This is a genomic window from Novipirellula rosea, assembly GCF_039541335.1.
GTDB classification, from domain to species: Bacteria; Planctomycetota; Planctomycetia; order Pirellulales; family Pirellulaceae; genus Novipirellula; species Novipirellula rosea.
In genome coordinates this window covers 17,273-43,102 of sequence record NZ_BAABGA010000049.1, presented here as the reverse complement: position 1 = coordinate 43,102, position 25,830 = coordinate 17,273, and the positions used below count along the sequence as shown (strand labels likewise).

18 protein-coding genes are annotated in these 25,830 nt (G+C 55.3%); 13 read left to right on the top strand and 5 right to left on the bottom strand.

Annotated features, from left to right (window positions below; all coding sequences use genetic code 11):
* Positions 1-73: 73 nt before the first annotated feature.
* On the bottom strand, positions 74-313 hold the full coding sequence (locus ABD971_RS19790; protein ID WP_345324905.1) for a hypothetical protein: 240 nt from the start codon (positions 311-313) through the stop codon (positions 74-76).
* Between the two features lie 43 nt (positions 314-356).
* Positions 357-1,793 carry a YeiH family protein gene (locus ABD971_RS19785; RefSeq protein ID WP_345324903.1) on the bottom strand — a complete coding sequence of 479 codons (1,437 nt, stop codon included), beginning with the start codon at positions 1,791-1,793 and terminating at the stop codon, positions 357-359.
* 379 nt (positions 1,794-2,172) lie between these two features.
* Here ABD971_RS19785 and ABD971_RS19780 point away from each other — a divergent pair, with 379 nt between their 5' ends.
* The 13 genes from ABD971_RS19780 to ABD971_RS19720 all read left to right on the top strand — a co-directional run bounded on the left by ABD971_RS19780 (position 2,173) and on the right by ABD971_RS19720 (position 21,935).
* Positions 2,173-4,023, top strand: a complete 1,851-nt coding sequence (locus ABD971_RS19780; RefSeq protein ID WP_339942119.1) for a chloride channel protein — start codon at positions 2,173-2,175, stop codon at positions 4,021-4,023.
* Complete coding sequence (locus ABD971_RS19775; RefSeq protein ID WP_345324900.1) at positions 4,016-5,152, top strand: SGNH/GDSL hydrolase family protein; 1,137 nt, start codon at positions 4,016-4,018, stop codon at positions 5,150-5,152. The genes ABD971_RS19780 and ABD971_RS19775 overlap by 8 nt, the downstream gene beginning before the upstream one ends.
* Positions 5,153-5,157: 5 nt before the next feature.
* Complete coding sequence (gene mog, locus ABD971_RS19770) at positions 5,158-5,667, top strand: molybdopterin adenylyltransferase (RefSeq protein WP_345324898.1); 510 nt, start codon at positions 5,158-5,160, stop codon at positions 5,665-5,667.
* A gap of 8 nt (positions 5,668-5,675) precedes the next feature.
* On the top strand, positions 5,676-6,626 hold the full coding sequence (truB, locus tag ABD971_RS19765; RefSeq protein ID WP_345324896.1) for a tRNA pseudouridine(55) synthase TruB: 951 nt from the start codon (positions 5,676-5,678) through the stop codon (positions 6,624-6,626).
* A 99-nt stretch (positions 6,627-6,725) separates the two neighbouring features.
* Entirely contained in the window at positions 6,726-7,553 is an 828-nt protein-coding gene (locus ABD971_RS19760; RefSeq protein ID WP_345324894.1) for a hypothetical protein, read from the top strand.
* A 222-nt stretch (positions 7,554-7,775) separates the two neighbouring features.
* Positions 7,776-8,876: an MraY family glycosyltransferase gene (locus ABD971_RS19755; RefSeq protein WP_345324892.1), complete on the top strand. Its 1,101-nt coding sequence runs from the start codon at positions 7,776-7,778 to the stop codon at positions 8,874-8,876.
* Positions 8,855-11,299, top strand: a complete 2,445-nt coding sequence (locus ABD971_RS19750) for an O-antigen ligase family protein (RefSeq protein ID WP_345324890.1) — start codon at positions 8,855-8,857, stop codon at positions 11,297-11,299. Before ABD971_RS19755 ends, ABD971_RS19750 begins: the two co-directional genes overlap by 22 nt.
* 60 nt (positions 11,300-11,359) lie before the next feature.
* On the top strand, positions 11,360-12,604 hold the full coding sequence (locus tag ABD971_RS19745) for a DUF1573 domain-containing protein (RefSeq protein WP_339942126.1): 1,245 nt from the start codon (positions 11,360-11,362) through the stop codon (positions 12,602-12,604).
* Between the two features lie 29 nt (positions 12,605-12,633).
* Positions 12,634-14,421, top strand: a complete 1,788-nt coding sequence (locus tag ABD971_RS19740) for a multiheme c-type cytochrome (RefSeq protein ID WP_345324887.1) — start codon at positions 12,634-12,636, stop codon at positions 14,419-14,421.
* Between the two features lie 128 nt (positions 14,422-14,549).
* Positions 14,550-14,873, top strand: a complete 324-nt coding sequence (locus tag ABD971_RS19735; protein WP_339942128.1) for a co-chaperone GroES — start codon at positions 14,550-14,552, stop codon at positions 14,871-14,873.
* 635 nt (positions 14,874-15,508) lie between these two features.
* The gene (locus tag ABD971_RS19730) at positions 15,509-17,479 is read left to right on the top strand and encodes a sulfatase (RefSeq protein WP_345324883.1); all 1,971 of its coding nucleotides are present in this window, start codon (positions 15,509-15,511) and stop codon (positions 17,477-17,479) included.
* A 472-nt stretch (positions 17,480-17,951) separates the two neighbouring features.
* A complete protein-coding gene (locus ABD971_RS19725; protein WP_345324881.1) occupies positions 17,952-19,745 on the top strand; it encodes a sulfatase family protein in 1,794 nt (597 codons plus the stop codon).
* Positions 19,746-19,967: 222 nt separating this feature from the next.
* Positions 19,968-21,935 carry a fructose-bisphosphatase class III gene (locus ABD971_RS19720; protein WP_345324879.1) on the top strand — a complete coding sequence of 656 codons (1,968 nt, stop codon included), beginning with the start codon at positions 19,968-19,970 and terminating at the stop codon, positions 21,933-21,935.
* A gap of 233 nt (positions 21,936-22,168) precedes the next feature.
* Here ABD971_RS19720 and ABD971_RS19715 read toward each other — a convergent pair whose 3' ends face one another.
* The 3 genes from ABD971_RS19715 to ABD971_RS19705 form a co-directional block, all read right to left on the bottom strand.
* Positions 22,169-23,062 carry a ParA family protein gene (locus ABD971_RS19715; RefSeq protein WP_345324877.1) on the bottom strand — a complete coding sequence of 298 codons (894 nt, stop codon included), beginning with the start codon at positions 23,060-23,062 and terminating at the stop codon, positions 22,169-22,171.
* 742 nt (positions 23,063-23,804) lie between these two features.
* Positions 23,805-24,680, bottom strand: a complete 876-nt coding sequence (locus tag ABD971_RS19710; protein ID WP_345324875.1) for a sugar phosphate isomerase/epimerase family protein — start codon at positions 24,678-24,680, stop codon at positions 23,805-23,807.
* Entirely contained in the window at positions 24,650-25,819 is a 1,170-nt protein-coding gene (locus tag ABD971_RS19705) for a Gfo/Idh/MocA family protein (protein WP_345324873.1), read from the bottom strand. The genes ABD971_RS19710 and ABD971_RS19705 overlap by 31 nt, the downstream gene beginning before the upstream one ends.
* Between the last annotated feature and the right edge of the window lie 11 nt (positions 25,820-25,830).

The window sequence follows — 25,830 nt, the reverse complement described above, 5'->3', positions numbered from 1 at the left end:
AAACGCCTGTGCATGAGATTTGATCCGCTTCGGCCCCGCGACGTACCCGCTAACCGTTGTGCTGTTTCGCTCGTTACTGTTCCGCTCGTCGCAACATATGGTCTCGATACGTCATCGGCTCGACATCCGAATAGAACATCGCGGTGGGATTGATTCCCCATCGTTCGTTGTGTTCGATCATCGGTTTAACGTAGCGAGTCGTCCCTACCCAGGGCAAGACAATGCACCACAGCACGACCAGCACGGTGGCGGCAGCCAACAAACGAAGTCGGCCGGGCGTTGGATTTGGTGGTGGTGTGGAGGGAGGGGCCATGTTGTTTTCGTCTCGGAGGCATCGATGCCTTTTTCACAGGACACTACTTTGCCAAAATCGCTTCAATCGTATCACGGAACAGCACTCCGAACATCAAATAGGCCATCGCCAGCGTCAAAACGAGGTTGAGTGATTGTCCGCACAAGTAAAGGATCATCGGTTTGCCACCTTTAATCTGAGGCAACAGGTCGGCGAATCGAGTATCCAGCCCGATGCTGACAAACGCGAGACAGAAGAACCAGTTGCGAAGGCCCTTGGTCGCTTGTTTGGTGGTCGCCTTGATGATTTCCTCGCCATTTGCGAGGTAGGCGTTCAGCAGGGTAAACGCGATCGATGCAACTAAAAAACCGATCACGAATCGTGGGAATCGTCGCCATACCTCGGCAATTCCCGCCGGTTTGCCTTCGCTCTGCGGTTCCACGCGGGCGACCCAGTAGATCGAGATCCCAAGCGATGCGACGCCGATCAAAATGTTTTGAATCATTTTGACGGTCACGGCAATTTTTTCAGCGTCTTCGCCCAAAGCCTTGCCGGCCGCGGTCACCGCCCCAGTCGAATCGACCGTTCCTCCGATCCACGCTCCGCCGACGATCGGGTCGAGTCCAATCCACTGGATTGCAAACGGCATCACAATCATCATCACCACGGTGAATAGCAATGACATGCTGATGGCGAGTGACAGTTCTTCTTTTTTGGCTTTGCAGCTTGCCGATGCTGCGATCGCTGCGGAAACACCACAGACCGACATGTCGGCGCTGATCACCATGTTCAGCGTCTTGGATTCCATTTTTAAAACACGTTGGCCGAACCAAAACGTCGTACACAATACAATCGGCGTGACGATCCATGCGACGAAAATGCCGGGGACTCCGAGCGCCAACAATCGATCAAACAAGATTTCGCCGCCGAGCACGACCAAGCCGGTTTTAATAAACAGCTCCGTTGCAACCGCAGGACGTAGCCAACCGGGAACGCCGACCGTGTTGCTAACGACCAAGCCGATGACGATCGCCCACAACGCCGATGACAGGTTCAAATGTTTAACGGTCGTTTGCCCCTCCATGACATAGGCAATCAACGCAAGCGCGAATACAAAGGGGAACGCGATCGCAAAGCGAGCGATTTGCCGCCCCGTCATCGCCGCAGCGATGGTGAACGCGATCCAGCAAACGACCAGCGATCCGACCAGCGGCAACACCATTCCGGTCAACGCGTCGAGCGGATTGGATTGCCACGAACCGGGAGTCCCAATCCAATTGGCCCAGGGATGAGTGAGCCCCTCGCCGGTTTGCTCTGAGTCTGGCAGTCCGAAGGTGATACAGATGACCGCCATCCCGAGCAGGCTCAAGCCGATAATCACCGCCACCCAGTCCTCGCGGCGGTACCAGGGGGGATCGACGTAAACGATACTGGAGGCGGGGCAGTTCAGAGCGTCCGATTTTGGAGCGGACGAATTCTCGGCGCGAGAGGGATCATTCATCGGCGGGCAGGTTGCAAATGGGAGAGGAAGGATAATGTGCGGTGGGGGCTGGGCAGAGGGAACTCGCCAGCTATTTCCCGGGAATCGCTTTTTATCTGTTTTGGCTTTAAGCTCGGATTACCAACCGATGTTGGCCACGGAAAGGGCGACTAGACGATAGCCGATTTTGGCTTTTCCGTGCAGCCAATATCGCGAGAATGCGGGGTTGAGGAAAAGAGGGCTGGCAGGCGAAGCAGAAAAAGCCAACTTGTGTGACAAAGGCTCCTTCCGTCAGATCGCCTTCTCGATTTATAGTGACGGATCTTCTAGGTGTCGCGGTGCTGTCGAAAACGGACGCGTCGCGAAGCATTTATCTCCTCTCATTGTCTGCTCCGTTTCGGTGAAATTTCCTGTTCGGCCTTTACGTGCCTTGAAACTCAATGCATCAGGCCGCTGGTCACTGCTCGCACTGTTGGTGGGGCTCGCCGTCGGGGTGGCGTCGATCGCATTTGAATGGACGACGCAAGCGGTCCGTCGATACACGCTCGGTGAGTTCGCGGGCTATCCGTCCGAAGGCTCGATTGGCGAACACCAGTTCTTTGACAGTGCGGTGATCCCTTTTTCGCCCTGGATGGTCGTCGCTGTCATCACCCTAGGTGGCCTGGTGTCCGGGCTGCTTGTCCACTGGCTGGCCCCCGAAGCGAGTGGGGCGGGGACTGACGCAGCCGTGGACGCGTTTCACAATCGCAAAGGGGTGGTCAACGCTCGCGTCCCTTGGGTCAAAACGATCGCATCGGCGGTCACGCTGGGGACCGGAGGATCGGGAGGCCGCGAAGGCCCGATTGCCCAAATTGGGGCGGGCATCGGCGCCACGATCGCCGATCGATTTCATCTTTCTTCGACCGATCGACGCATTATGTTGGCAGCCGGTGTCGGTGCCGGAGTCGGAGCGATGTTCCGCGCCCCGCTTGCCGGAGCCATCTTTGCTGCCGAAATTTTGTACAGTGACGCTGATATGGAAGCAGATGTGATCGTGCCCAGCGCAATTGCCTCGATTGTCGCCTACAGTGTTTATACGCAATCGATCTCTGCCGAAGTGCGTTTCCAACCAATCTTTGGAAACGATCTCGCCCACACCCTCACCTCGCCCATCGAGTTGTTGCCGTACACGCTGCTGGCCATCATCCTGATGTTTTTGGCGGCGTTTTATGTCCGCTTCTTTCATGCCACCCAAAAACTATTTGATGCCGCGCCCATTTGGCCGCATCTTCGTCCGGCACTGGGGGCGCTATTGGCTGGGTTGGTGGGAATTGGTCTGTTCATCTACAGCGGACACAACGCGGAAGTGTTGGGCATTTTGGGTACCGGCTATGGCACGCTGCAACACGCACTCAGCGGCGACAGCGGGTTGACGATTGGCATCTTGGCAACGGTGGCGGTGGCAAAGATGCTGACCACGTCGTTGTCGATTGGATCTGGCGGTTCTGGCGGTGTGTTTGGTCCGTTGATGGTGATCGGCGGATGTGCCGGCGCGGCGTTTGGTCAAGCGGCGCATGCAATGTTTCCTGAGTGGGTTCCCTATCCCGAGGCCTATGCGGTGGTGGGGATGGCCGGCTTTTTCTCGGGCGTAGCGCGAGCCCCGATTTCAACCATCATTTTGATCCGCGAATTGACTGGCGACTTTGGGTTGTTGGTGCCCACGATGTTGGTTTGCGCGTTGACGTTTGTATTCTCGTCGAAATGGATTTTGTACACTCACCAAGTCGCTTCGCGATTGGAATCACCGGCACACCGAGGCGATTTCCTTGTCGATGTCTTGGAGGGACTTGCGGTCAAAGACGTCTATCTCAAGGGCCGCCGTTTGTTGATGATCCACGAGGGCGAGACGCTCGACGAGATCGTGCACCGTTTAGCGGAAACCAACCAGCACTACTTTCCGGTCGTCGACGCAAATGACGCGATGGTCGGATTGTTTTCCGCCGATGACGTCCGCGCTTACCTGTACGATGAAACCTTGTGGCGATTGGCGAATGCACGCGACGTGATGATCAGCGAATTTTATCGCGTCTCACCCGAGGACGACTTGAACACCGCGATGCAGCAATTTACCACGCTGAACGTCGATGAATTGCCGGTCGTCGACCCTGAAAATCCCACCAAGTTGCTCGGGTTTTTAGGACGTAAAGAAACGATCGCAGCCTACAATCGAAGGATCCTCGAACATCGCCGCGAGACAGAGCAAGATGTCTAAGCCAAAAAAACAAAAACGAATTCGGTTGTTCGTGTTATTAACGGTCGCCGTTTTAACCATCGGTGGCGTCTTGGGTTATATCGAATTTTATTTAGCTAGGCCGATTGGCGAAGGCCCCGCGGGCCCTCAAGTTGACGCCCGGGCGTTTCGCAATATCTGGTCCGATGACCCCATCCATGTCATCGGGATCGGCGACAGTATCACTGCGGGGTTAGGCGCGAAATCGCCCAGTCACAGCTTTTTTAACCGCGTGATTCAAAATCCCGACGACGAATTTGCGGAGCTCCGCGGCGTTTGTCTGTCTGCGGTGCTGCCGAATCTGGAAGCCGAAAACTTTGCGATCTCGGGCTCCGAATCTCAAACGCATCTTGACGTGATTCAAAACACGATCCCGGTTTACAGCGAAGCACGCGGGATCGTTTTAATGACCTCTGGTGGTAATGACCTGATCCACAGCTATGGTCGAAGCGCACCGCGGGAATGTGCCATGTACTCAGCGACGCTCGAGCAGGCTCAGCCCTGGATCGCAAATTTTCGCACCCGTTTGGCAACCATGTTTGACGAGATCGAAAAACGATTCCCGCTGGGATGCGAGATTTTTATCGCTGACATTTACGATCCCACCGACGGAGTGGGAGACGCGCCGAGCATCTTCTTGCCCGATTGGCCGGATGGTTTGGCCATCCACGCGCAATACAACCAAGTGATCCGCGAATTGGCGCAGCAGCGAGACCATGTTCATGTCGTTGATCTGTACCAGACGTTCCTCGGGCACGGTTCGCATTGTCGCCAATTTTGGAGGTCAAATTACGATGCAAACGATCCGCATTATTGGTTCTTTACCAATATCGAAGATCCCAACGACCGTGGATACGACGCAATCCGGCGAGCGTTTTTGAATGCGATCGTGGAACACAGCAGTCTGGTTCCCAAATTCGCCCGCAGTTCGAACCGCCCGGGTTCGATTCCCGATCGTTTGAATCGAGTGGATGCTGCACTGCGAACCCCGGTGCTGGCGAGTTTTTCCCCCGTTTTAATTGCTGATTCGAACTGGCTGGCCAGTCGAACAAGCATGTCGGCTCCCTTCATCGACAGCAAGGATTCTGTGTTTTGCAACCGATACGAATAGGAATATTGACCGTTTCAGATCGCGCCAGTCGCGGCGAATACGAAGATCGTGGCGGTCCTGCTATCGAGGATTATCTCAATGAGGTCCTCGATTGCGATTGGACACCGGTGGCGCGGATTGTCTCGGACGATGTGCAAGGAATCGAGTCCGCGCTGATCGAACTTTGCGATCAAGAGCACTGTTCGCTCGTTGTGACTACCGGCGGAACCGGCCCGGCAAAACGAGACGTTACCCCCGAAGCGACCGAAGCGATCTGTGAAAAGATGATGCCTGGTTTTGGCGAGCTGATGCGCAAAGTCTCGCTCGATCATGTCCCGACGGCGATCTTGTCGCGACAAACTGCGGGGATTCGCGGACGAAGTTTGATTGTCAACTTGCCCGGCAAACCGTCGGCGATCGCTGAGTGTTTGGACGCCGTGTTCCCGGCTATTCCCTATTGCGTTGACTTGATCGAAGGTCCTCGTATCGAAACCAAATCGGATCGCTTGGTCGCGTTTCGCCCCAAAGGAAAGTAAACGCAGACGTGTTCGGATTTATTAACTGCATGAAGCCGTCGGGAATGACGTCGCGCGACTTAGTCAATATTGCCGCGCGGCGTGTCCGCCCTCACAAAGCGGGGCACTCCGGAACGCTCGACCCGCTGGCCGAAGGGGTCCTGGTACTCGGTGTCGGCCGGGCGTCGCGGTTGACCTCGTTTGTACAAAATTACCCCAAGCAGTACTTGGCGTCGTTTCGGCTGGGGGCCGAGAGCGAATCGGGAGACCTCGAGCAACCGCTGAGCGAATATCCAGATGACCCCGTTCCGGCACTCGAGTCACTTGTCGCGGCGGCAAAATCATTGACCGGCGAAGTCGTGCAAGTCCCGTCGGCGTATTCGGCGATTTGGATCGATGGCAAACGAGCGTGCGACCGAATTCGCAATGGCGAGCAAGTCGATGTGCCTTCGCGCAAAGTCCAAGTGTATGACTTTAAAATTGTCAAATACGACTACCCCAATGTCGAATTGGATATCACCTGTGGATCGGGGACCTATGTCCGCTCGCTCGGCGTTGACTTGGCAGCGAGTGTCGGGGCGCACGCCGTGATGACGCACTTGGTTCGCACGCGGGTCGGGCCGTTTCACGCGTCCGACGCGATTTCGATTGACCAAGTCCGCCACGACGATTTGGAACCGTTCGTGCAACCCGCACGTTTGGGCGTCGAACATCTGCCTCATCTTGCTGTCAACGACGAAGACGCTTTGCGATTGATCAATGGCTTGAACGTGTTTGGTACCGCTCACTACACACCGATTGATCCGTTGACGGGTGATGCTGGACCGATCAAATCCTCGGTGCCAACCGACGAAGGGATCGCCGCAGCGATTCGTACCGACGGGCGGTTGATTGCAATCGTTCGAGGCAAAACCAAAGAATACGATCCCTCATGGTACCCCGAGCGGGTCTTTCCGTTGGAGCCGCGATCGCTGTCGTAAACTTGTATCTGGGCGCTGTTGAACAAGACAAGATGGCGTCGACTGCTAAAATCGGGTTAAATTGAGAGTGCAGCGATCTCATTTCCACAGGAAACTCTGATGCCACCGAAACTGACCACCTGGTTTGCGACTTGGGGGCTGACGTTCTTTAGCGTGATGGCGGCATCCGCAGCCGACCGCGATCGCATCAACCCCCGCGGCGAGGATCTGGTTGAATCGTTGATTCAGCGACTTGATTCGGACAAGTTTGGGCAGCGGCAACTCGCCATGCGACAGCTTCATTCGCTCGGCAAACAAGCGATCGATAAGCTTGCCACGGCAACGCATAGCGAAAGTCGCGAGGTGTCGGATCGTGCGTTTGACATTCTGCAGCAGCATCTATTCGGCAATGACACACACCTCGAACTTGCTACTCGCGAAACGCTACAGACGCTTTCGCAAAGTGATTCTGCGTCCGTCGCGCAAAGAGCGAAACAGATGTTGGAACCGTCGATCGATGATTTTGAAGGGCTGAACCCGTTTGGCATCGCTCCGGCCATCCTGCGTCGGCAGGCGGCGGTAGGAATTCCGCTGCAAGGCGGCATCCGTATTCAGGTTGGCGGGATCCAGCCCCAACCGCAAATGCGGCGAACCGTCCGAATCCAGTTCAACAACGGGATCAAGTCGGTCGAGGTTACCGAGAATAACAAGACCATCAAGGTGGCGGGCAAGCCCGATGGCAGTATCGACGTGACGGAAACGAACGCAGGCAAACCCGGGCCGACGAAGAACTATAAAAATTCGGATGAACTGAAAAAGCAAAATCCGCATGCCCATCAAATTTTTCAACAGGGCGGAAATCCGAAGCTGAATTTGGTTCCGCCGATCCCGATCAATCCCGCGGTTCCCAACGCGCCGAAGCCAAGCAATCGTGAAGAGAACCAATAGTCTCGACATGGTTTGCCGTCGGCGGAAATGAACTTTCGCCCGCCGTCGGGCGTAGGGTCTTGGGCGAACGAAACGCCGCCAGTGGCATTCTCGGGCAGCGCGACATTGGCGCCACGTACCTGGATGCTCAATTTGTTGATAGATTGAGCCGTTTTGAATCGGCCATTTTCTCATAGGGTTTTCGCGTTGGATCTTTCACAGTGGCTTGGATGGTTGATCGCTGTGACGGTCCTCCCCCCCTTGGTTGTTTCTCTGCTAACGATTTACCCAGTTCGCCGCTTTGCCGTACAACTTGGTTTGGTGGCGCGGCCTGGTGGTCACAGCACGCATACCAACGTGACTCCGTTGGGTGGCGGTCTTGGGATTTGGGCTGGCATCATGGTGACATTCGCCTTGGGCACGCTCGCTGTCGCGATCCTTCGCAGCAATGTCCATCTGCAAACTTATTTGCCCGATCAAGTCGTGCTGCATCTCGAAGGCGTTTGGTCTCGAGTCGCCCAGTTGTGGTGGCTCCTCGGCGCTGGCACCGTGTTGACGATTTTAGGGGTGATCGATGATCGCGGGGGAGTGAATCCGTGGTTGCGGTTGGCGGTCGAGTTTGCCGTGGCCGCGTTTGTGGTCTATGGATTGGATTTTGGTTTGACGGCGTTTATCAGTATCGCTTGGTTGACCAAGGTGTTGTCCGTGATCTGGATCGTGGGTTTGATCAATTCATTCAACATGCTTGACAACATGGACGGGCTCAGCGGCGGCGTTGCCGCCATCATCGCCGCGTCGATGGCGATCGTCATGTTGACGACGGCGGACCCTGGGACCTCGCAGCCTCAGTTGTTCGTTGCCGCAATGTTGTTGGTCGTGTGCGGTTCGCTGCTTGGTTTTTTATGGCACAATCGACCGCCCGCAAAGATTTTTATGGGCGATGGCGGCAGCTATCTGGTTGGATTCCTGATCGCGGTTTCGATGTTAATGGCGACGTTTGCAACCAGTGATGGATCGCGACCCCATGCGATGTTGGCACCGCTGTGCGTGATGGCCGTTCCACTGTATGACATGACCACGGTGCTGTGGATTCGTATTCGTCAGGGACGAAGTCCGTTTGTGGGTGACCGCAGCCACTTTTCACACCGTTTGGTCGAACTCGGTTTGAGCCGGACTCAAGCGGTGTTGACGATTTACCTCGTTACCGGCACCTGTGGTTTGGCTTCGATTTTGTTGACGCATGTGGAACTAGCGCAAGCGATCATGGTGATCGGGATTGTGGGGTGCATGTTGTTGCTTGTGATTATCTTGGAATCGGCTCAGTGGCAAAGCGACGAAAAATAGAAAGCTGCAGCGGACGCAGCGAAGCAAAACTCGCGAACGAATCGGACGTTGCGAAGCAGCGGCCTGCTGGTCGTCCCGCTGTTCTCGACGCGGTGATCGATCCGCCTGGGCACCGATTTGCTCATTTGCCAAGCGGAATTGCGGTATTCGTGTTGGCTGCGGCCTTGGTTTATTCGCAATATCACCCCAGCGACAGTGTGGCGGTGGAAAGCGGCGACGGACTTTGGTTTGTCGCGTTGTCGATCGTGGTGTTGATCGCGAATTCGTTTGGTAAACGATTCAAAAAAGAAGCCGTCTCGCATCGCGTCTCACTGGCCTTGGATTGGGGGCCCTGGCTGCTTGCCGGCTGGATCATGATTGCGGCCTTTGGCAGCAGCCCGCCGGGGAATCTGCGTTTTGCCACCAACGAGGCGTGGGTTTGGGTCAGCGCGGCTTCGATCTTCTTTGCCTCGCGCCGCTTATTCGCACAGCCGATGGTGGTGCGTGGGATCGTCACGCTGTTATTGGGATGTGCGGTAGCGCAAGCGGTTCACGGGCTGCACCAACAATTCATCAGTTTGCCACAGATGCGCGCCGCTTACGAATTGAATCCTGATCAGATGTTGATGCAGGCGGGAATCGTGGCGCCACCGGGATCGTCCGAGCGAATCGTGTTTGAGAATCGATTACGTGACGGCGGCCCTACCGGCACGTTTGCCTTGGCAAACTCACTGGCCGGTGTGTTGGTTGTCGGAATCATGATCACAATATCGGGCTTGTGGTTTCACTGGTCGCGAATGTCGGCGGCACAACGTGGGTGTTGGATCGGATTGGCTGTGCTGTTGGCGGTATCGCTGCTTGGCACGCGAAGCCGATCTGCCGTGCTGGCCGTTTTTATCGGCGCCGCGTTTTTGCTGTTCGCGTCAATGAATTTTGGGCGACATCGACGAGCCGTCGTGCTCGCATTTGCAGCAATCGGTTCGCTCGGCATCGTGGTTTTTGGCGGAATCTTGACTTGGGGCAACCGCGAATGGATTGAACAAGCCCCTGCGTCGCTGGCGTTTCGAATCCAATATTGGCGATCAACGATCGCGATGGTCACGCAGATGCCGCTATTTGGCGCGGGGCCTGGTAATTATCAAATGATCTACGAGCGATTTCGCGAACCCAGTGCGAACGAGCAGATTGCCGAACCCCATAATTTCTTTTTCGAAACATTGGCCAGTGGAGGATGGATCGCAGCGGGATTGTTGGTTTGTTTAGCCGTGGCGGTTCTTGCCTGCTGGAAAACCCGTCGCGATCAACTCCGTGAATCAAAAGACGCTCCCGATCCGGCAGCCGAGCGATGGTGGAACGCGGCACTGTTCGTGTGGCTCGGAGCCGCCGTTAGCTTTGTAATGGTGTGGATCGTTGGTTTTATGATGTTAAGCATTCCCGACATCGAAGCCGATCTGTTCGGGGTGCCGCTCTGTATCGCCACGATCGCTTTGGCGTGGAAACATCTTCGCCGGTTGAGTGATCGGCATTTGCACTCGCTCGCTGCGGCTGCAGTGCTAGCCATGCTGGTCCACTTGTCGATCGCAGGCGGATGGACGGTCCCTGGAGTGGCGATTTGTGTGTGGCTGATGACCGCCGTGGTCTGCCGGACGATGGCCAGGCCCTCCGCGGTCAAAGGCGGCACGATGGGAAGTGAAAAGAGCGACGTTGGAAACGTCATTGTCGAATCCAATCAAGCATTGAGTAATTGGAGCCAACGAAAATGGAGCAAACTCGGTTCCGCCGCCAGCGTGCTGTTGCTCGGCGGTTTGGTATGGATGTCGATTCTGCCGGTCTCGCAGCAACAGCGACTTTTGAACGAGCTGTCGCGACCAAGTACGAGAGCCAGTTTCGAGAAAATGGATCGGTTGTTGAGCGAGGCGATGGTGGCGGATCCTTGGTCCGCCGAAGCGGTCCGTTGGCGTGCGGACGCCTATCGCCGCCAAATCGTCCGCGCCGCTGTGGATGATGATGCCGACGGAATTTCACACCGCAGCACTTGGCAATCGTTGGTCCATCAAGCCAAACAGCGAGCCGGCGAGGATCCGAGCGTCTACCGCGAGCTCGGAACTGCACAATTGCACGTCTTTCAACGATTCGGCCGCGACGAAGATTTGCAGGACGCGCTGGAAACATTTCGCCAAGCGGCAGACTGGAGCCCCTCGAATCAGTGGATGGCTGCCCAATTGGCCGAGGTTTTGCGGGCATCGGGAGACGCTTCCCAGGCCGCCGAGACGGCGAAGCGGGCCGAGTGGCTCTCGGGGCTTGGTTTTACCATGGACCGGATGTTAGAAAATCAAATGATTCTGGAAGCCCGGCGAATCGGCATCTCCGTCGCTGACGAAGCTAAAAGACGCCCTGCCAGCGAGTTATTGATGAACCAATTGGGGCAAACCGACGTACCGTAACCCATTCATTTTCAATCCTCGAACCCTCCTTCCCCTTTCTTTTCAGACAACGGTTGAATCATGAACAGATTTTTGGTGCTGTTAGCCATCGTGGCGGTTGCCGGTTCCGCAGCCGGTTGGGGGATTAACTATGCAGCATACGGCCATCGATCCGCTCAAATGGGCGAAATGGTCTACGGCGGGGAAATCACCGGCGAAAACATCGATGACTTCTACATGAAAGTCACCCAAGCCAAGAATCCGCAAGTCGAGCTGCCCGACGGCAGCACCTACGACTTCGGCACAATGGCCCCCGGAACCAAGGGCGAGCACACCTTTGTGATCAAAAACTCTGGCGAGGGTGATCTGAAACTCCGCTTGGGGGCGACGACTTGTAAATGCACCTTGGGAACACTCGATAACGACGTGCTGAAACCGGGCGAACAAACCGAAGTTCGCCTGGAGTGGGATGTGAAAACCGACGCTAAGTCGTTCGGTCAATCCGCTCAACTGCTAACCAATGATCCAAACCACTACGCCATCGATTTGAAAATCCAGGGTCGCGTCGTTGGCGATCTGGAAATGATTCCCGATGCATTGACTTTCGGTGATGCGTCCGCCGATGAAACGGTGACGCTGACCGCTAAAGTCTACAGCTATATGGATCCCCCGATCAAAGATCCGACCTTCAAATTCAGCAGCGATGCACTGAATGAGTTGTCCGAGATCAAAATTGAACCGTTCGAACCATCCGAAGCCGACGGGGCCAGTTCATCGGCGGTCCAGGGATTTGATATCTCGATCACCATCAAGCCGGGAATGAAACAGGGACCAGTCTCGCAAAACGCGATGTTCGGGTTCATTCAAGAAAAATCGGACGCCGGTGCAAGCGACGAGGAAGAAAGAAAATTTTTGGTCACGCCGATCACAGGAAAGATCGTCGGTTCGCTCAGCATGATCCCAAATCCGAAGCTGACCGGCTCGGAAGGTGGCAACTATATCTATGATTTCGGAGAAGTTCCTGCAGAAGGTCCCTTTACAGCGAAAACCTTTGTTGTGCTAAAGGGCCAAGATCGCGACAATACAACACTAAGTATTGAAAGTGTTGAACCGGAGGGAATCGTCGAGGCGTCGTTTGGCGAAAAACTCGTTCGTTCATCGATGACGCTGTATCCGCTGGAAATCAAATTGATTCCAGGTCCGAATGCGATTCAGCGACTCGGACGCAACCAGGACGACTACGGCAAAATTCGCATTGTCTCGGATAATGGCAAAACAGCCGGCAAGTTGGTGGTGGGTGTCAAATTTTCAATGGAACCAAAATAGTTACCCCGTTGCTTTAGAATTTGGGTCGTATGAAGAAACAAGTTACCAAACCTGCTTTACGCGATCCGTCCGGTTTTTTAACCGATGATGCCGCGGCGATTCACTGTCGCCAAAACGATGCCGACGTCGCGGGCCGCAATCCGCACGCACACGCGTCGGCGAACACACGTTCGCTGGGGATAGGGACCCGTCTGCTTGCCGGTGGATTAGGAATCGCGGCGTTGATGGCGATCATGGCTGGCTCGATCGATGCTCAGGCTCCCGCCGGTGCGCCGCCGATCAAAATCGAAGTGATTCCAACGCCAGCCGGAGTGCCAGATAAAAAGCCAATGTCGGGCGGGGATCAAAGCGGCAATCAGAGCGAGGTTCCGGCGTCGCCAGCAAAAACGAATAACGCTGCCGAAGTGCCCGAAAACTCGCTTGGTCCCGAAGACTATCGCAAATGGCCGACTCCGGATTTGACATTGGTTTTGTCAGGAAACCAGCATGGTTATATCGAACCGTGTGGTTGCACCGGATTGGCGAACCAGAAAGGTGGCGTGGCGCGACGCTATTCGTTCCTTGAGCAATTGAAACAAAACGGCTGGACATTGGCACCAGTCGATGCGGGGAACCAAGTACGGCGTTTTGGGATTCAAGCGGAAATCAAATTGCAGCGGACCGCCGAGGCTCTTCGATCGATGAACTACCAATCGGTCGGCTTTGGTCCCGAAGATGTTCGTCTCGGTGTAGGCGAGCTGCTTTCGGTCGCCAACCCTCCAAGTGATGCGGTGGACGACATCTTGTATGTCTCGGCGAATGTCGTGTTGCTGGATGAACCTTCGTTTATGGCTCAGCACAAGGTGTTCGAACGAGGCGGTATGAAGGTCGGCGTCACCACGATCTTGGATCCTGCGTCGCTCGAGAGTGAGCTCTCCTCGGACATTACCGTCAACCCGCCGGTCCCGGCATTAAAAGCGGCTTTGGCTTCGATCAATGAAAAATCACCCGACTTTCGCGTGCTGACTTTTTTTGGCGAAGAGGCTGCTGCCGAACAATTGGTGCGTGACGTGCAAGGATTTGATATCGTTGTCGTCTCCGGCGGCTATGGTGAACCCACCTACCAAGCGCAAACGATCGAAGGGACCCAAACACGAATGTTGGTCACCGGAAACAAAGGCATGTACGTCGGGCTGGTCGGTTTGTACCGCAACGCGCCGATGAAGTATTGCCGAGTCCCGCTGACGGACGAGTTCGACGATGCCAAGGAAATGCGGAAATTGATGGCTGAATATCAGAACCAACTTCGCGACCTCGGTCTCGAAGGATTGGGGCTGAAACCGATTCCCCACTCGACCCGTCGTACGTTCGTAGGCAGCAAGAAATGTGGCGAGTGCCATACCACCGCCTACGAGATTTGGGAAAACACTCCGCATGCCGAAGCGACCGAGTCGCTTGTCCATCCTGGCGAACGCAGTGATGTGCCACGTCATTTCGACCCCGAATGCCTCAGCTGTCACGTCACCGGCTGGAACCCACAGAACTACTATCCCTATGTATCGGGCTACCTATCGCTCGAAGGAACGTCGCATTTGACCGGCAATGGTTGTGAAAATTGCCATGGCCCAGGCGCCGAGCATGCGGCTGCCGAAGCCGAAGGAGCCTCGGTTAATGCACAAGAGCGTGATTTACTTCGCGACGCGATGAAATTGCCGCTCGCCAAGGCCAAAGAAAAGTGCATGGAATGCCACGATTTGGACAACAGTCCTGATTTCCACATCGACGACGCGTTCGAAGATGAGTACTGGCCGCAAATCGAGCACGAAGGCAAAGATTAGGGCCGTCAGAGGGCCGCGTCGCGGTTCGGATCGAGCTTTTCTCTGCCGTCTCGACGAATCGGGCTTGAGAGGTGAAAATAGCCTTTTGATTGCATATTTTTCCTCTCAAGTCTTAGTTTAGGATCGTAATGGCGAAGAAGGCCGCGAGTACCACTTTCGAGTACGTAGAACCCATCGGCGATCGTGTTTTAGTCCGCAAGGACGAGCCTAAGCGAGAAACGCGTGGCGGGATTGCATTGCCCGATGCAGCCGAAATCCCCACGATCACGGGCCGCATCGTGACGATCAGCGCCGTGGTTGAGAACGACGAAGAGTTGCCGCTCCGCCAATACGACAAAATCTTGTTCCATCCCAAGAACATGATCCCAGTCGACCTCGAGCATGACAATCAATTGTTCGTGATTCCGGTCGAAGACGTCGTTGCCGTGTTCCGTAAAAACAAGCCGGAATAGTTTGTAACGGTAGGAGCGATTGTCGCACGGCCTTCCTAGCCGTTGGCGGTCACTGGCCCGAACACAAGATCGTTTGCTCGGCAATCGCCCATTGCGCCCCCTCGTGAATCGGTGACCAACAGCCCGGCGCTCGCAATGCCGCCGCGTCGGGTGTCACCGTTGGTGCGCCCCGCCGAAAACGAAAACCTGCTCTACCATCGACGTTCTGTTTCTTCCAGGCTTGGCCTGCCACTGATTCATAATTCGCCGCCGGTCCCATTGCGTGAGCCGAACGCGCGAGCGTCGGGCCGACGCTCGGTAAATCGCGGATAAAAAGAGGCCCGTGGCTAGCGCCCAATGCCATCTACTTTGGCACTAAACGGGTGGCGTTTGTAGCGGTGCGGCGCAAGCCGCCCGGTCTAAACCGAACGTTTTACTCGCCTTGACCGGACGGCTCGCGCCGCGGGCGCTACCAATGTAGATGGCATTGAGCTAGCGCCGTCGGCTCACAAATGCAAGGAAAACGAAAAAATCAGACAGTCGAATTAAGAGCCGGATTAAGATTTAGAATTGCTTGTCCATGGACCAGAATGCGGTCGTCGCCGCAAGCATCTAGGCTGCAGTTGCGTTTCCCCTCGCTTCATCGAAAGGTTATCGTGAAGAAATTTATATTGGATTTATCGTGCGTGTCCGAGCTTCTGCAGCGGAGCTTGTTGCTGGGATTGTTGTGGTGCTTGTGTGGAACCGCTGCGATTGCAAGTGAAACAAAGCCCAATGTGGTGTTCATCTTGGCGGACGATCTTGGTTGGAGCGACACGTCGCTGTTTCAAACCACCAAGTTTTACAAGACCCCCAATATCCAGCGACTTGCCGAGCGTGGAATGACGTTTACGCATGCGTATGCATCGAGCCCACTTTGCTCGCCAACCCGTTCCGCGATCCTGACAGGACTTAGCCCGGCACGGACCGGGATCACCACGCCCAATTGTCATTTGCCACAAGTGATACTGAAAGCAACGGCAACGCGGACGGGCCCCGCAAACCAGAGGGCGACTTTTCCAAGTTCGGTCTCGCGGTTGTCGACCGAGTACTACACGCTCGCCGAAATGTTCAGAGACAATGGGTATGCGACCGGTCATTTTGGAAAATGGCATCTCGGAGCCACGCCCTACTCGCCGCTTGAGCATGGATTTGATGTCGACGTTCCGCATTGGTCCGGACCCGGTCCCGCAGGCAGTTATGTTGCCCCTTGGAAGTATCCTGACTTTGATCCGAACACTCCCAACGAACACATCGAAGATCGGATGGCCGAGGAAGCCGTGGCGTTCATGGAATTGAATAAGGGCAAACCGTTCTTTTTAAACTACTGGATGTTCAGCGTTCACGCTCCCTTTGATGCCAAGCAATCGTTGATCGATGAATACCGCAAGAGAATTGACCCGAACGATCCACAGCGCAGTCCGACTTATGCTGCAATGATCGAGAGTATGGATGATGCCGTTGGAACGTTGCTCGACACATTGGACCGACTGCAGCTCGCAGAGAATACCATCATTGTGTTCGCATCGGACAACGGCGGTAACATGTACAACCAAGTCGATGGGACCACAGCGACGAGCAATGCACCGCTTCGAGGCGGTAAGGCGACGATGTACGAAGGAGGCGTTCGCGGGCCGGCGGTTGTCGTGCACCCAGGTGTCGTTGAGGCAAACTCGCGTAGCGACGAAGTGATTCAAAGCAGCGATTTCTACCCCACGCTCTTGGAACTGCTGTCGATTAATCCTCAGCCGAATCAGGAATTTGATGGCATCAGCATCGTGCCAGCTCTGCAAGGCAAGTCGCTCGGACGTGACGCAATATTCACCTACTTTCCGCATAGTCCGCCTGTGCCGGAGTGGCTTCCACCCGCAGTCAGCGTGCACCAGAATGATTGGAAGTTAATCCGCATTTTTCACGGCGGCGAAAACGGAGATCATCGCTACAAGCTATTCAATTTGAGTGAAGATCTTGGTGAGCAACACGATGTGTCGTCCAAATACCCTGAACGCGTCGACGCCATGGACGCGTTAATCGAGACGTTTCTTGAAAACACCCAGGCTGTGCGACCGCTGCCGAACCAAAATTTCGATCCGGCCAAGTATCAGCCTGCACAGGAAGGAATCGGCAGGATCAAAAACACCGCAAACCCATCCAATCAAAAGCCCAAGCCAAAACGCGTGAAGCCGGTTGCGGGTTGGCAAGCCGATGGCACTTGCACGCTTGCGGTTGATGGCGATGTGCTCGTGGTGACCAGCCGCGGTGGTGATCCCTATTTCAGTTGCCCATTGCCCAAACCGATCCGGCAACAAACCATGACGCTTCGATTTTCGATGCGATCACAATCGGCGGGTCACGCACAAGTCTTCTGGCACGAACAAGGCGTTGCCCCCGCGTTTTATCGGGACCGTAGTGTTCGGTTTGATCCCGAGCATGACGGCCGGACGCATGACTATGTGATTGAGTTTTCGCCGGCAAAACCAGTGCAGGCGATTCGCATCGATCCGTCGCGCGCCGCGGGCGAGATGCAATTGTCAAACATTCGGTTGACAACGCCCGCTGGCGAAGTGCTGCACCGCTTCAAACCCTAGATAAAGATTGCGGAGGTCGCATGCCTCGTGGCGTGGTGTCAATGTGCTGTCACCTCTCCCAAACGCAGTTTGGGAGAGGTGACAGCAGAGCCTTCAGCGATGCTCGGGTGAGGACCGACCGAGCAAGTCGAGGCCCACTGCCCGCGATGTTGGGCGGTCAGTCCCTTAACCGAACCAGGCCCGAGGCCCGATGGACCTCTCTCAGCTTCGCCACATGAGGTGATTCAAGTTTGTGACGCAAGACGCACGCATGCAGCTGCGGCTGGACTTCGTCGCTGGCAATGCGAGCACGGCCCCAGCGGTTTGGGGTCAACTTATTCAGCCGTCTCAAAAAGTTGGCTCAGAGACGTAATAAAAGAGTGCCACTGGAAAAAAACATTGCAAACTCAACGTCTTAATGCTCCATTGTTGCGTCTAAACAGTAATCAACGTGATTCCCCAAAACTCGCGTTTCTCCACGCAAGTGATTTCAATGAAACCATCCTTTCTCATTTTCAGTCTCGTGATCACGGTTGCCACGTTCGTCCGTGGCGACGAAGTCCGTCCCAATATCGTCGTGTTTTACACGGACGATCATGGCTACGCAGACTTGTCGTGCCAAGGTGTGTTCGATGACGTCAAAACTCCCAATGTCGATGCACTTGCACGCAGCGGCGTGCTTGCCAGAAACGGGTACAGCACCGCGCCGCAGTGTGTCCCCTCGCGAGCCGGATTGTTGATTGGGAAGTTTCAATCGCGATTCGGCGTCGAAGCAAACGGTCAATCGCTTGACGGATTTGATCGCGAGTTAACGATCGCCGAACGACTGCAAAGTGTTGGTTATATCACCGCTCAATTCGGCAAGTGGCATCTCGGGGTGGGAAGTAAGATCACGGAGCACGGGTTTAAGCACGTGTTCAATCAGAACGCTCAACGTCCCTTTGCTGCGAACATCACGCTCGACGGGGCAGATCGCGAGATGTCCAATTTGCCGCCTACGATGTATCACGTGGACGGCTGTAGCAAAGCGGCCGCGGCGGTGATCGAGCGGTACAAGGACGAACCCTTCTTTTTGTATGTCGCCTATCGCGCTCCGCATGTTCCATTGGATGCGCCGCTAAAGTATCTCGACCGTTTCCCCGGAAAAATGCCCGAACGACGTCGTCAGGCTTTGGCGATGCTGTCTGCGGTGGATGACGGCGTGGGACTGATCACCAACACACTGGCAAAGCACAATCTGACGGAAAAAACACTGATCTTTTACATCGGCGATAATGGAGCTCCACTAAAGATTCACAAGCGGGACACGCCAGGAGGCGGTCCAGGCTGGGACGGTTCGCTAAACGATCCGCTGAATGGTGAAAAGGGGATGCTGTCCGAAGGCGGTATGCATGTGCCGTTTGTGATCGCGTGGCCTGGCATCATTCCCGGCGGACAAATCTACGATCATCCAGTCAGTTCGCTTGATGTGGCGGCAACGGCAGCTGGAATTGCGAATCTGGAAACACGCCCCGGCGATCTGGACGGTGTCAATCTGCTGCCGTATTTGAGTGGCCAGCTTAGGACACCGCCGCACGATGCGCTAATGTGGCGGTGGACGGCTCAGTCGGCGATCCGCGAAAGCGATTGGAAACTACTTCGAGGCGGCGATCGCGAGTACCTTTATGACTTGAGTAACGATATCGAAGAACAGCATAATGTCCTCCGCACGCATCCCGAGATCGCCACCCGATTGCGAGGGAAATTGTCGGCATGGGCCCGCGAATTGACGCCTCCGGGGCTTGCGACGCAGGAGATGTCCAAAGCCGCATCCGACTATTTCGACTTCTACTTGGACGGAAAACCGGCAACGCAGATACAGCGAAAGTCCGAGTCAACACTCTCGAACCAATCGGACGTTCCTTGGCTGGTACGAGGCGGCGAGATGAAATCGGTTGCGACTGGGGTGCAAATCACTGCGGGAAAATCCGGTAAAAAACAAAAGCCATTTATCACTCGGAGTGGACTCAATTTACTGGGGCCGGTTAAGGCAAATGTCGTCCTCAAAACCGACACGCCGGGTGAACTCAGCATCACGTGGCGAAATTTGGGCGACAAGGATTTCACGCCGGACAAACGAGTGAGCGTCGCGTTAAGCAATTCGGAAGATTGGCAGAACGTCGCATTACAATTGCCAGGCGGAACCAAGATCATTCACGTGCGACTACAAGTCCCCGGCGGTATCACGACAATCAAGAGCATTGAGCTCCATTCGGCTAACGCAAAGCCCGTGACGTTGACCGAATAGCGGCATCTGGCAGACGCTTATCGCGTTAGCGGTAACGATTGTATGACGCCAGGTCGCTAGCCCGGAGTGGTTTCTTGCCGTACAACTTAGGTAGGCTGGAACCCGAGGTTTGCAGTGACGTTTCGTGCTTTGGCGGATTGGCTTGAAGCGACACCGCGCGGCTGCTTGGATTCCAGTTTTCCTTTTCTGCAGACTCCATCTCATCTTCTAACGTGATACGCCATGCTCAACACGTCACTATCCTTTAAGCGTCCCGAAGCCGATCTTTCGGTATTGGAACTGTTGGCGGTGAAGTATCCAAATGTCGACGCTGCGATCGCAGAGGTGGCGCGGCTTGCGGCGGTGCAAACGCTGCCCAAGAGTGCCGTGCATGTGATCAGCGACATTCACGGGGAAGACAAGAAACTTCAGCATGTAATCAACAACGCCTCCGGCACGCTTCGTCCGCTGGTCGAAGAGATGTTTTCAGGAAGGATAGACGCCGATGAGATGGCAGAGTTTTTGAAGCTGACCTTCTATCCGGCGGAAGTCACCGAACGTCTGCGGCACACGTTGAAGAGCCCCGAGGACGTGAAAGCGTACGCGGCGCGAATGTTAAAGTCGCAACTGGAACTGCTGCGTCATTTGGTATCCAATTTCAGTCTGCGGTTAGCGTCGAATCTGTTTCCGCGCGAGTACAGCGAATTGCTGTTAGAAATGCTGCACGCGCCTTCGACCGAACGTGGCCCGGAATTCGTCGCTGCCATGCTCGATGAACTGGTCCGGCGAGGACGTGCGCTACATCTGATCCATCTTCTTGGGCGTTTGATTCGTAACTTGGCTGTCGACGAGTTAATTATTGGGGGTGATTGTTGGGACCGCGGTCCACGAGGTGACCGTGTCGTGGATTATCTGCGTCGTCAACCCAATGTTGAATTCATTTGGGGGAACCACGATGCGTTGTGGCTCGGTGCATCGCTGGGAAACGAGGCACTGATTTGCACGGTGCTTCGAGTTTCGCTGCGATATCGCCGAATTGGCCAATTGGACGAAGGTTATAGCGTTCCGCTGACACCGCTTGAACACCTGGCACGCACCGTTTACGCCGACGATCCCGCCACGTTTTTTATGCCCAAACGAGAGGGGATGCGTCCCAACGAAGTCGTGGCGCGGATGCAAAAAGCGGCCGCAGTGATGCAGTTCAAACTCGAAGGCCAATTGATCCAACGCAATCCGCAGTGGGGTTTGGACCATCGACGCTTGTTGCACCGGATCGATTATCGTCGTGGGACGATCGAAATTGACGGAAACACCTATGAACTACGCGACAACCTGTTCCCGACGGTGGATCCAGAAAACCCGTATGAATTGACCGCAGAGGAATCGGCCTGTCTTGCTTGTTTAAAGCACTCGTTCTTGGACAGCCAGAAACTACAAGAACAAATGCGGTTCATGGTCGGACACGGGTCGATGTATCTGAGACGCGACGAATGTCTGATTTTTCATGGATGCGTGCCAGTGGATGCCGACGGTGCGTTTCTGCCGTTGATGGTCGATGGTCAACCGCTGGCGGGACGTCAATTGTTTGAAGGCATCGAAAAAGTGGTCCGTCGTACGGTCGAAAAATCGGCCCAGGAGGATCTTGATTTCCTCTGGTACCTTTGGAGCGGGCCGCGGTCACCGCTGTTTGGGAAGGACCGAATCGCGACGCTCGAGCGTGATTTCATCGCCGACAAGAAACCGCATCGCGAGACCAAAGATCCCTACTTCTCGCTGATTCATGAAACCGAGTTTTGCGACAAGGTGTTGGCGGAATTTGGGATGGAAACCGAAGGCGGATTGATCGTCAACGGACACGTGCCGGTCAAGGTCGAAGAAGGAGAGTCTCCGCTGAAACGTAGTGGCAAAGCGATCACGATTGACGGAGCTTTTTCAGAGGCGTACGGCGACTACGGATACACGTTAGTGCTCGAGCCGAACCGAATCGTGTTGGCCGAACATCATCATTTCGAATCAGTCGATGCGGCGATCCGCGACGGAATCGACATTGTGCCCTCGGTCCAGGAAATTCGTGTTTTCGATCAACCACGGTGTACCCGTGATACCGAACGAGGCCAACGGATTCGATATCGGATCGAGATGCTCGAACGACTGATCGAAGCCTATCAAACCAATCGGCTGCATGAGCAAGCGACCAGCAGCAGTCTGTAATCGCTTAAGGCAGATCACTTTGCTACCCGTCGTTTTCTCGGTAGTGGATGAGGCAACGAATCCCCGCGGTCTTCACTTTGCGTAGCACCCAGTTCGTGGTCGTCCACCACGCTCGAACGGGGATCGGGTGAGGGCATTTTGATGCAATGACGTAGGTTCAAAAACGTAGCCAAGTTTTGCCAGGACGTGGCCCGCCCTCTAGCGACGGTAGCAACATCGAAGAAAAAAATGTACTAGACGTAATGAACGACTCTTGTCTCGATCCCGTTGCGTTCACATCGACCAAACAGCTCATCGACCAACTCGCGATAGCGCGTGGCGAAAGGTTTGCTATATTTTGCATCGCAATTGGCAGATGGGTTGTGGATGCTACGGGGATCCACAGCCGAAGCTAAACGCGTCGCGTTGGGAATGATCGTCTGAAACGGTTGGGGGATCCCCGAGAACGGATCTCGGACCATTTCACGGTGCAGTGCGACCTGTTCGCGGTACAGTGTCCAAAGCGTTCCCAATCCGGCGAGTTTGAAGCCGTAGCTTGAGATCCGTTTGACCAGGTTCTCCGAGCCCCGCACCGACAACTGATCCGGAACGCTCGGGATGATGTATCCGTCCGCAATTCGCATGAACATTTTGACTTGCATCGCAACGCTTGGGGGACAATCGACAAGCACGATATCATAGCTGGCGTCAAGCCAGCGTTTTACCTTCTTCATTTGGCGAGTCAGGTATACCTGCAGTTCACGCTCGGTGGCATAGGATCGGCACAGTCGCCGGGACTTTGCAACGTTACTTGAAAAATCATCGATGCGAAAGGAGCAGGGAACAACCGAAAGATTCTCGCTGGCCGTTAGCACGGACGACGCATTGGCCATTGCATATTTCGGTAAGTCAGCGATGTCGAAATTGACGTCGGCCATTGCCAGAAACATATCGTGCAGTGTCGTCTTTGCCCGCTCCGATTGAAGCATCCGAGTCTGTCCCACCAACAGTTCACCTGCCATGCTCTGGTGATCCGCGTCAATGACAAGCGTTCGTTGTCCCAGTTCGGCAAAGGTTTCGGCAATGGCGACCGTCGACGCGGTTTTGCCAACACCGCCTTTCAGGTTGATCATTAAGAGGATAGGCACGGTTTGGCTCGCAATGGGTCGGGGCGATCTGGAAGGGCTGAGTTCAGGGGGCGGGGTGGGCACCCTGTTGTTGGCATATCGGTTGACGCTCCACGAAGATGCAACGATTTGCGCCGAGCGAGAAGAATGCAGACAAGCGGAAACACCCGGGCTATCGGCACGACAAGAACTGTGTGTCGATTCGCGTTACTACAAGCGTGTCGTCAAAGTGAACAACACGTTGCGCCGCAAAATTGCGAGATGACGCCTAAGCCTGGACCGCTAATTAGCGGAGTAGCCTGTCGATTACTGGAGGAGTCTCAGGCGTAGCATGTGATCACCTCTCCACCGACGAAGGAAGACTGCTGATTTGGTGGCATTGATTACAGGCCGGAGGCCGACACATCCTCTGCCGGTGGCGGATAGCGGAGGTGGGAAAACATAGCCCAGCGGGCGACACACTCTCGGTCAGTGTGTCGGCGTCCGGCCTTTCGACGGCAGGTCGCCCTCAAACCGTTGGCTCACGCCAACGGCAGGTCATGTTTCGGCCTCCGGCCTATGCGTTTGCTGCTAAAACAGCGGTCTTCGAAGTTGGTGGAGGGTAGCAGGCAACTTGTGCAATTTTGGGTAGCGGTACGGCACAAGTCGGCCGGTTGCAGCGAGTAAACCGTTCGAAATTGACCGCGCGGCTTGCGCCGTTCCGCTACAAAACCACATGGTTAGCGCCATAGTCGATGGTACTTCACAGCGACTCCGACTCCGGTTACGAATGAGTATCGTACCGCTGAATGATTTTGTCCAAGTAGTCGCCTTGGTCGGCTGCCCAATGCTCTTCGGAAAAGATTTCGACTTCGATCCAGCCATCAAAACCAGCGGCCTCGATTTCCCGGCGAATGGCTGGAATGTCGATGCACCCGTCGCCCATCAAGCCACGGTCCGTCAACAGGTCGCGTGTGGGGACTCGCCAATCACAAATATGAAATCCGAACAGACGTCCCGCTTCGCCAAGCAGTCTGATTTGGTGACTCAGATCGGGGTCCCACCAAACGTGATAAACGTCGACCGCAACTCCGACCAAACAATGGTCAAGCTGATCGCAGATCACTCTCGCTTCAGCGATCCGGTTGATACAACTCTTGTCTGCGGCGTACATCGGATGCAGCGGCTCAATCGCGAGTTTGACGTTCGCTGCCTCCGCCTCGGGCAGGATGCTCTCGATACCGTCGCGTACCCACCCACGCTGTTGATTCAGTGGGACGCCTGGTTCGGCGCCGACGACCAACACCAACATCTCGGCATTCAAATCAGCTGCCGTCTGAATCAGTTGACGGTTGTGCTCGATACGTTTTCCCCGTTCCAGACTGTCAGATGCACAGAAAAATCCCCCACGGACGAGCGCAGGCACTTTCAGCCCCGCATCATCGACGATTTGCTTTGCCGACGCGGTCGTCATTCTTTCCAAGGCCTCAACCCACACGCTGATACCGGGAATGCCGCGTCGCGAGTAAGCCTCCGCCGCCTTGGCCAGCGACAACGGTTTGGTCGTCATCGTGTGAACGGCCAACCGATTGCGATCGGGTGGAGCCACTTGCGATTCCGGCGTCGTCATCACACTTCCGTCTCCTCGACCGTGACCCATCGTTGTTGGCTCGACGAGGTCTCGCCGGCATCCGCCAACAACACTCCTGCGGCACCACTTCGTAGTGACCATGGGAATTCAGCGTCCGCCGCGACGTGCTTGAGAAACAGTTCCCATTGAATTTTAAAGGCGTTGTGGTACTGCGTCGCGTCGGGCAACTTTTGCCAACCCTCGTAAAAATTGATCGGCTGAGGAATATCGGGATTCCAGATCGGCCGCGGAGTCGAGGCAAGACTTTGCGTCCAACATTCGCGAAGTCCAGCGACTGCAGAACCTTTGGTTCCATCGACTTGGACGGTCAACAAGTCGTCGCGCCGGACGCGAGTAGTCCAGGAACTGTTGAATTGGCAAGTCAATCCGTTTTCCAGCAGAAACAACGCGTAAGCCGAATCGTCGGCGGTGCACTTGTACGGTTTGCCCGATTCGTCAATTCGCTCGGGAAGATCGGTAACGGCGTGGGCGAGCACCTTTTTCACCGGACCAAAAAGATCGTTGATCAAATATTGCCAGTGGCAGAACATGTCAATCATCATCCCGCCGCCATCTTCGCGGCGATAATTCCAAGACGGACGCTGGACGGTTTGATTCGGTTCATCGCCAGCAAACACCCAGTAGCCGAATTCACCACGGACGCTGAGGATGTCGCCAAAGAAACCTTGGTCGCGAAGCATTCTCAATTTGCGGATCCCCGGCAACCATAGCTTGTCCTGGACCACGCCATTTTTCACGCCTGCGGATTCGCACTCTGCGGCCAACTTGAATGCTTCGTGGGGATCGATCGCGATGGGTTTCTCGCAATAGACCGCTTTACCATGCTGAATCGCCTGGCGAACGATCGTCGCTCGCATCTGAGTGCTTGACGAGTCGAAAACGATGTCCGTTGCCGCATCCGCAATCACCGCGTCGACGTCGGTCGACCAATCAACCGAGTGTCCTATTTCCTGCGTGGCGACCGTTTCGGCCAATTGCCGCAGTTTGGATTCGTTCCGTCCCAACAGGATCGGTTTGATCTGAATCGTTTGTCCGTCGTCGGTGACAACACCTCCTTGACGCATGATGGCCAGAATCGAGCGAATGTAGTGTTGGTTGGTTCCCATGCGACCGGTGACACCGTGCATGGCGATGGTGAGCGTTTTCATGGAACTGTCTC

Coding starts and splice junctions, on each gene's coding strand:
- ABD971_RS19790 (WP_345324905.1), bottom strand. CDS start 313: ATGGCCCCTCCCTCCACACCACCACCAAATCCAACGCCCGGCCGACTT.
- ABD971_RS19785 (WP_345324903.1), bottom strand. CDS start 1,793: ATGAATGATCCCTCTCGCGCCGAGAATTCGTCCGCTCCAAAATCGGAC.
- ABD971_RS19775 (WP_345324900.1), top strand. CDS start 4,016: ATGTCTAAGCCAAAAAAACAAAAACGAATTCGGTTGTTCGTGTTATTA.
- ABD971_RS19760 (WP_345324894.1), top strand. CDS start 6,726: ATGCCACCGAAACTGACCACCTGGTTTGCGACTTGGGGGCTGACGTTC.
- ABD971_RS19745 (WP_339942126.1), top strand. CDS start 11,360: ATGAACAGATTTTTGGTGCTGTTAGCCATCGTGGCGGTTGCCGGTTCC.
- ABD971_RS19740 (WP_345324887.1), top strand. CDS start 12,634: ATGAAGAAACAAGTTACCAAACCTGCTTTACGCGATCCGTCCGGTTTT.
- ABD971_RS19735 (WP_339942128.1), top strand. CDS start 14,550: ATGGCGAAGAAGGCCGCGAGTACCACTTTCGAGTACGTAGAACCCATC.
- ABD971_RS19725 (WP_345324881.1), top strand. CDS start 17,952: ATGAAACCATCCTTTCTCATTTTCAGTCTCGTGATCACGGTTGCCACG.
- ABD971_RS19720 (WP_345324879.1), top strand. CDS start 19,968: ATGCTCAACACGTCACTATCCTTTAAGCGTCCCGAAGCCGATCTTTCG.
- ABD971_RS19710 (WP_345324875.1), bottom strand. CDS start 24,680: ATGGGTCACGGTCGAGGAGACGGAAGTGTGATGACGACGCCGGAATCG.
- ABD971_RS19705 (WP_345324873.1), bottom strand. CDS start 25,819: ATGAAAACGCTCACCATCGCCATGCACGGTGTCACCGGTCGCATGGGA.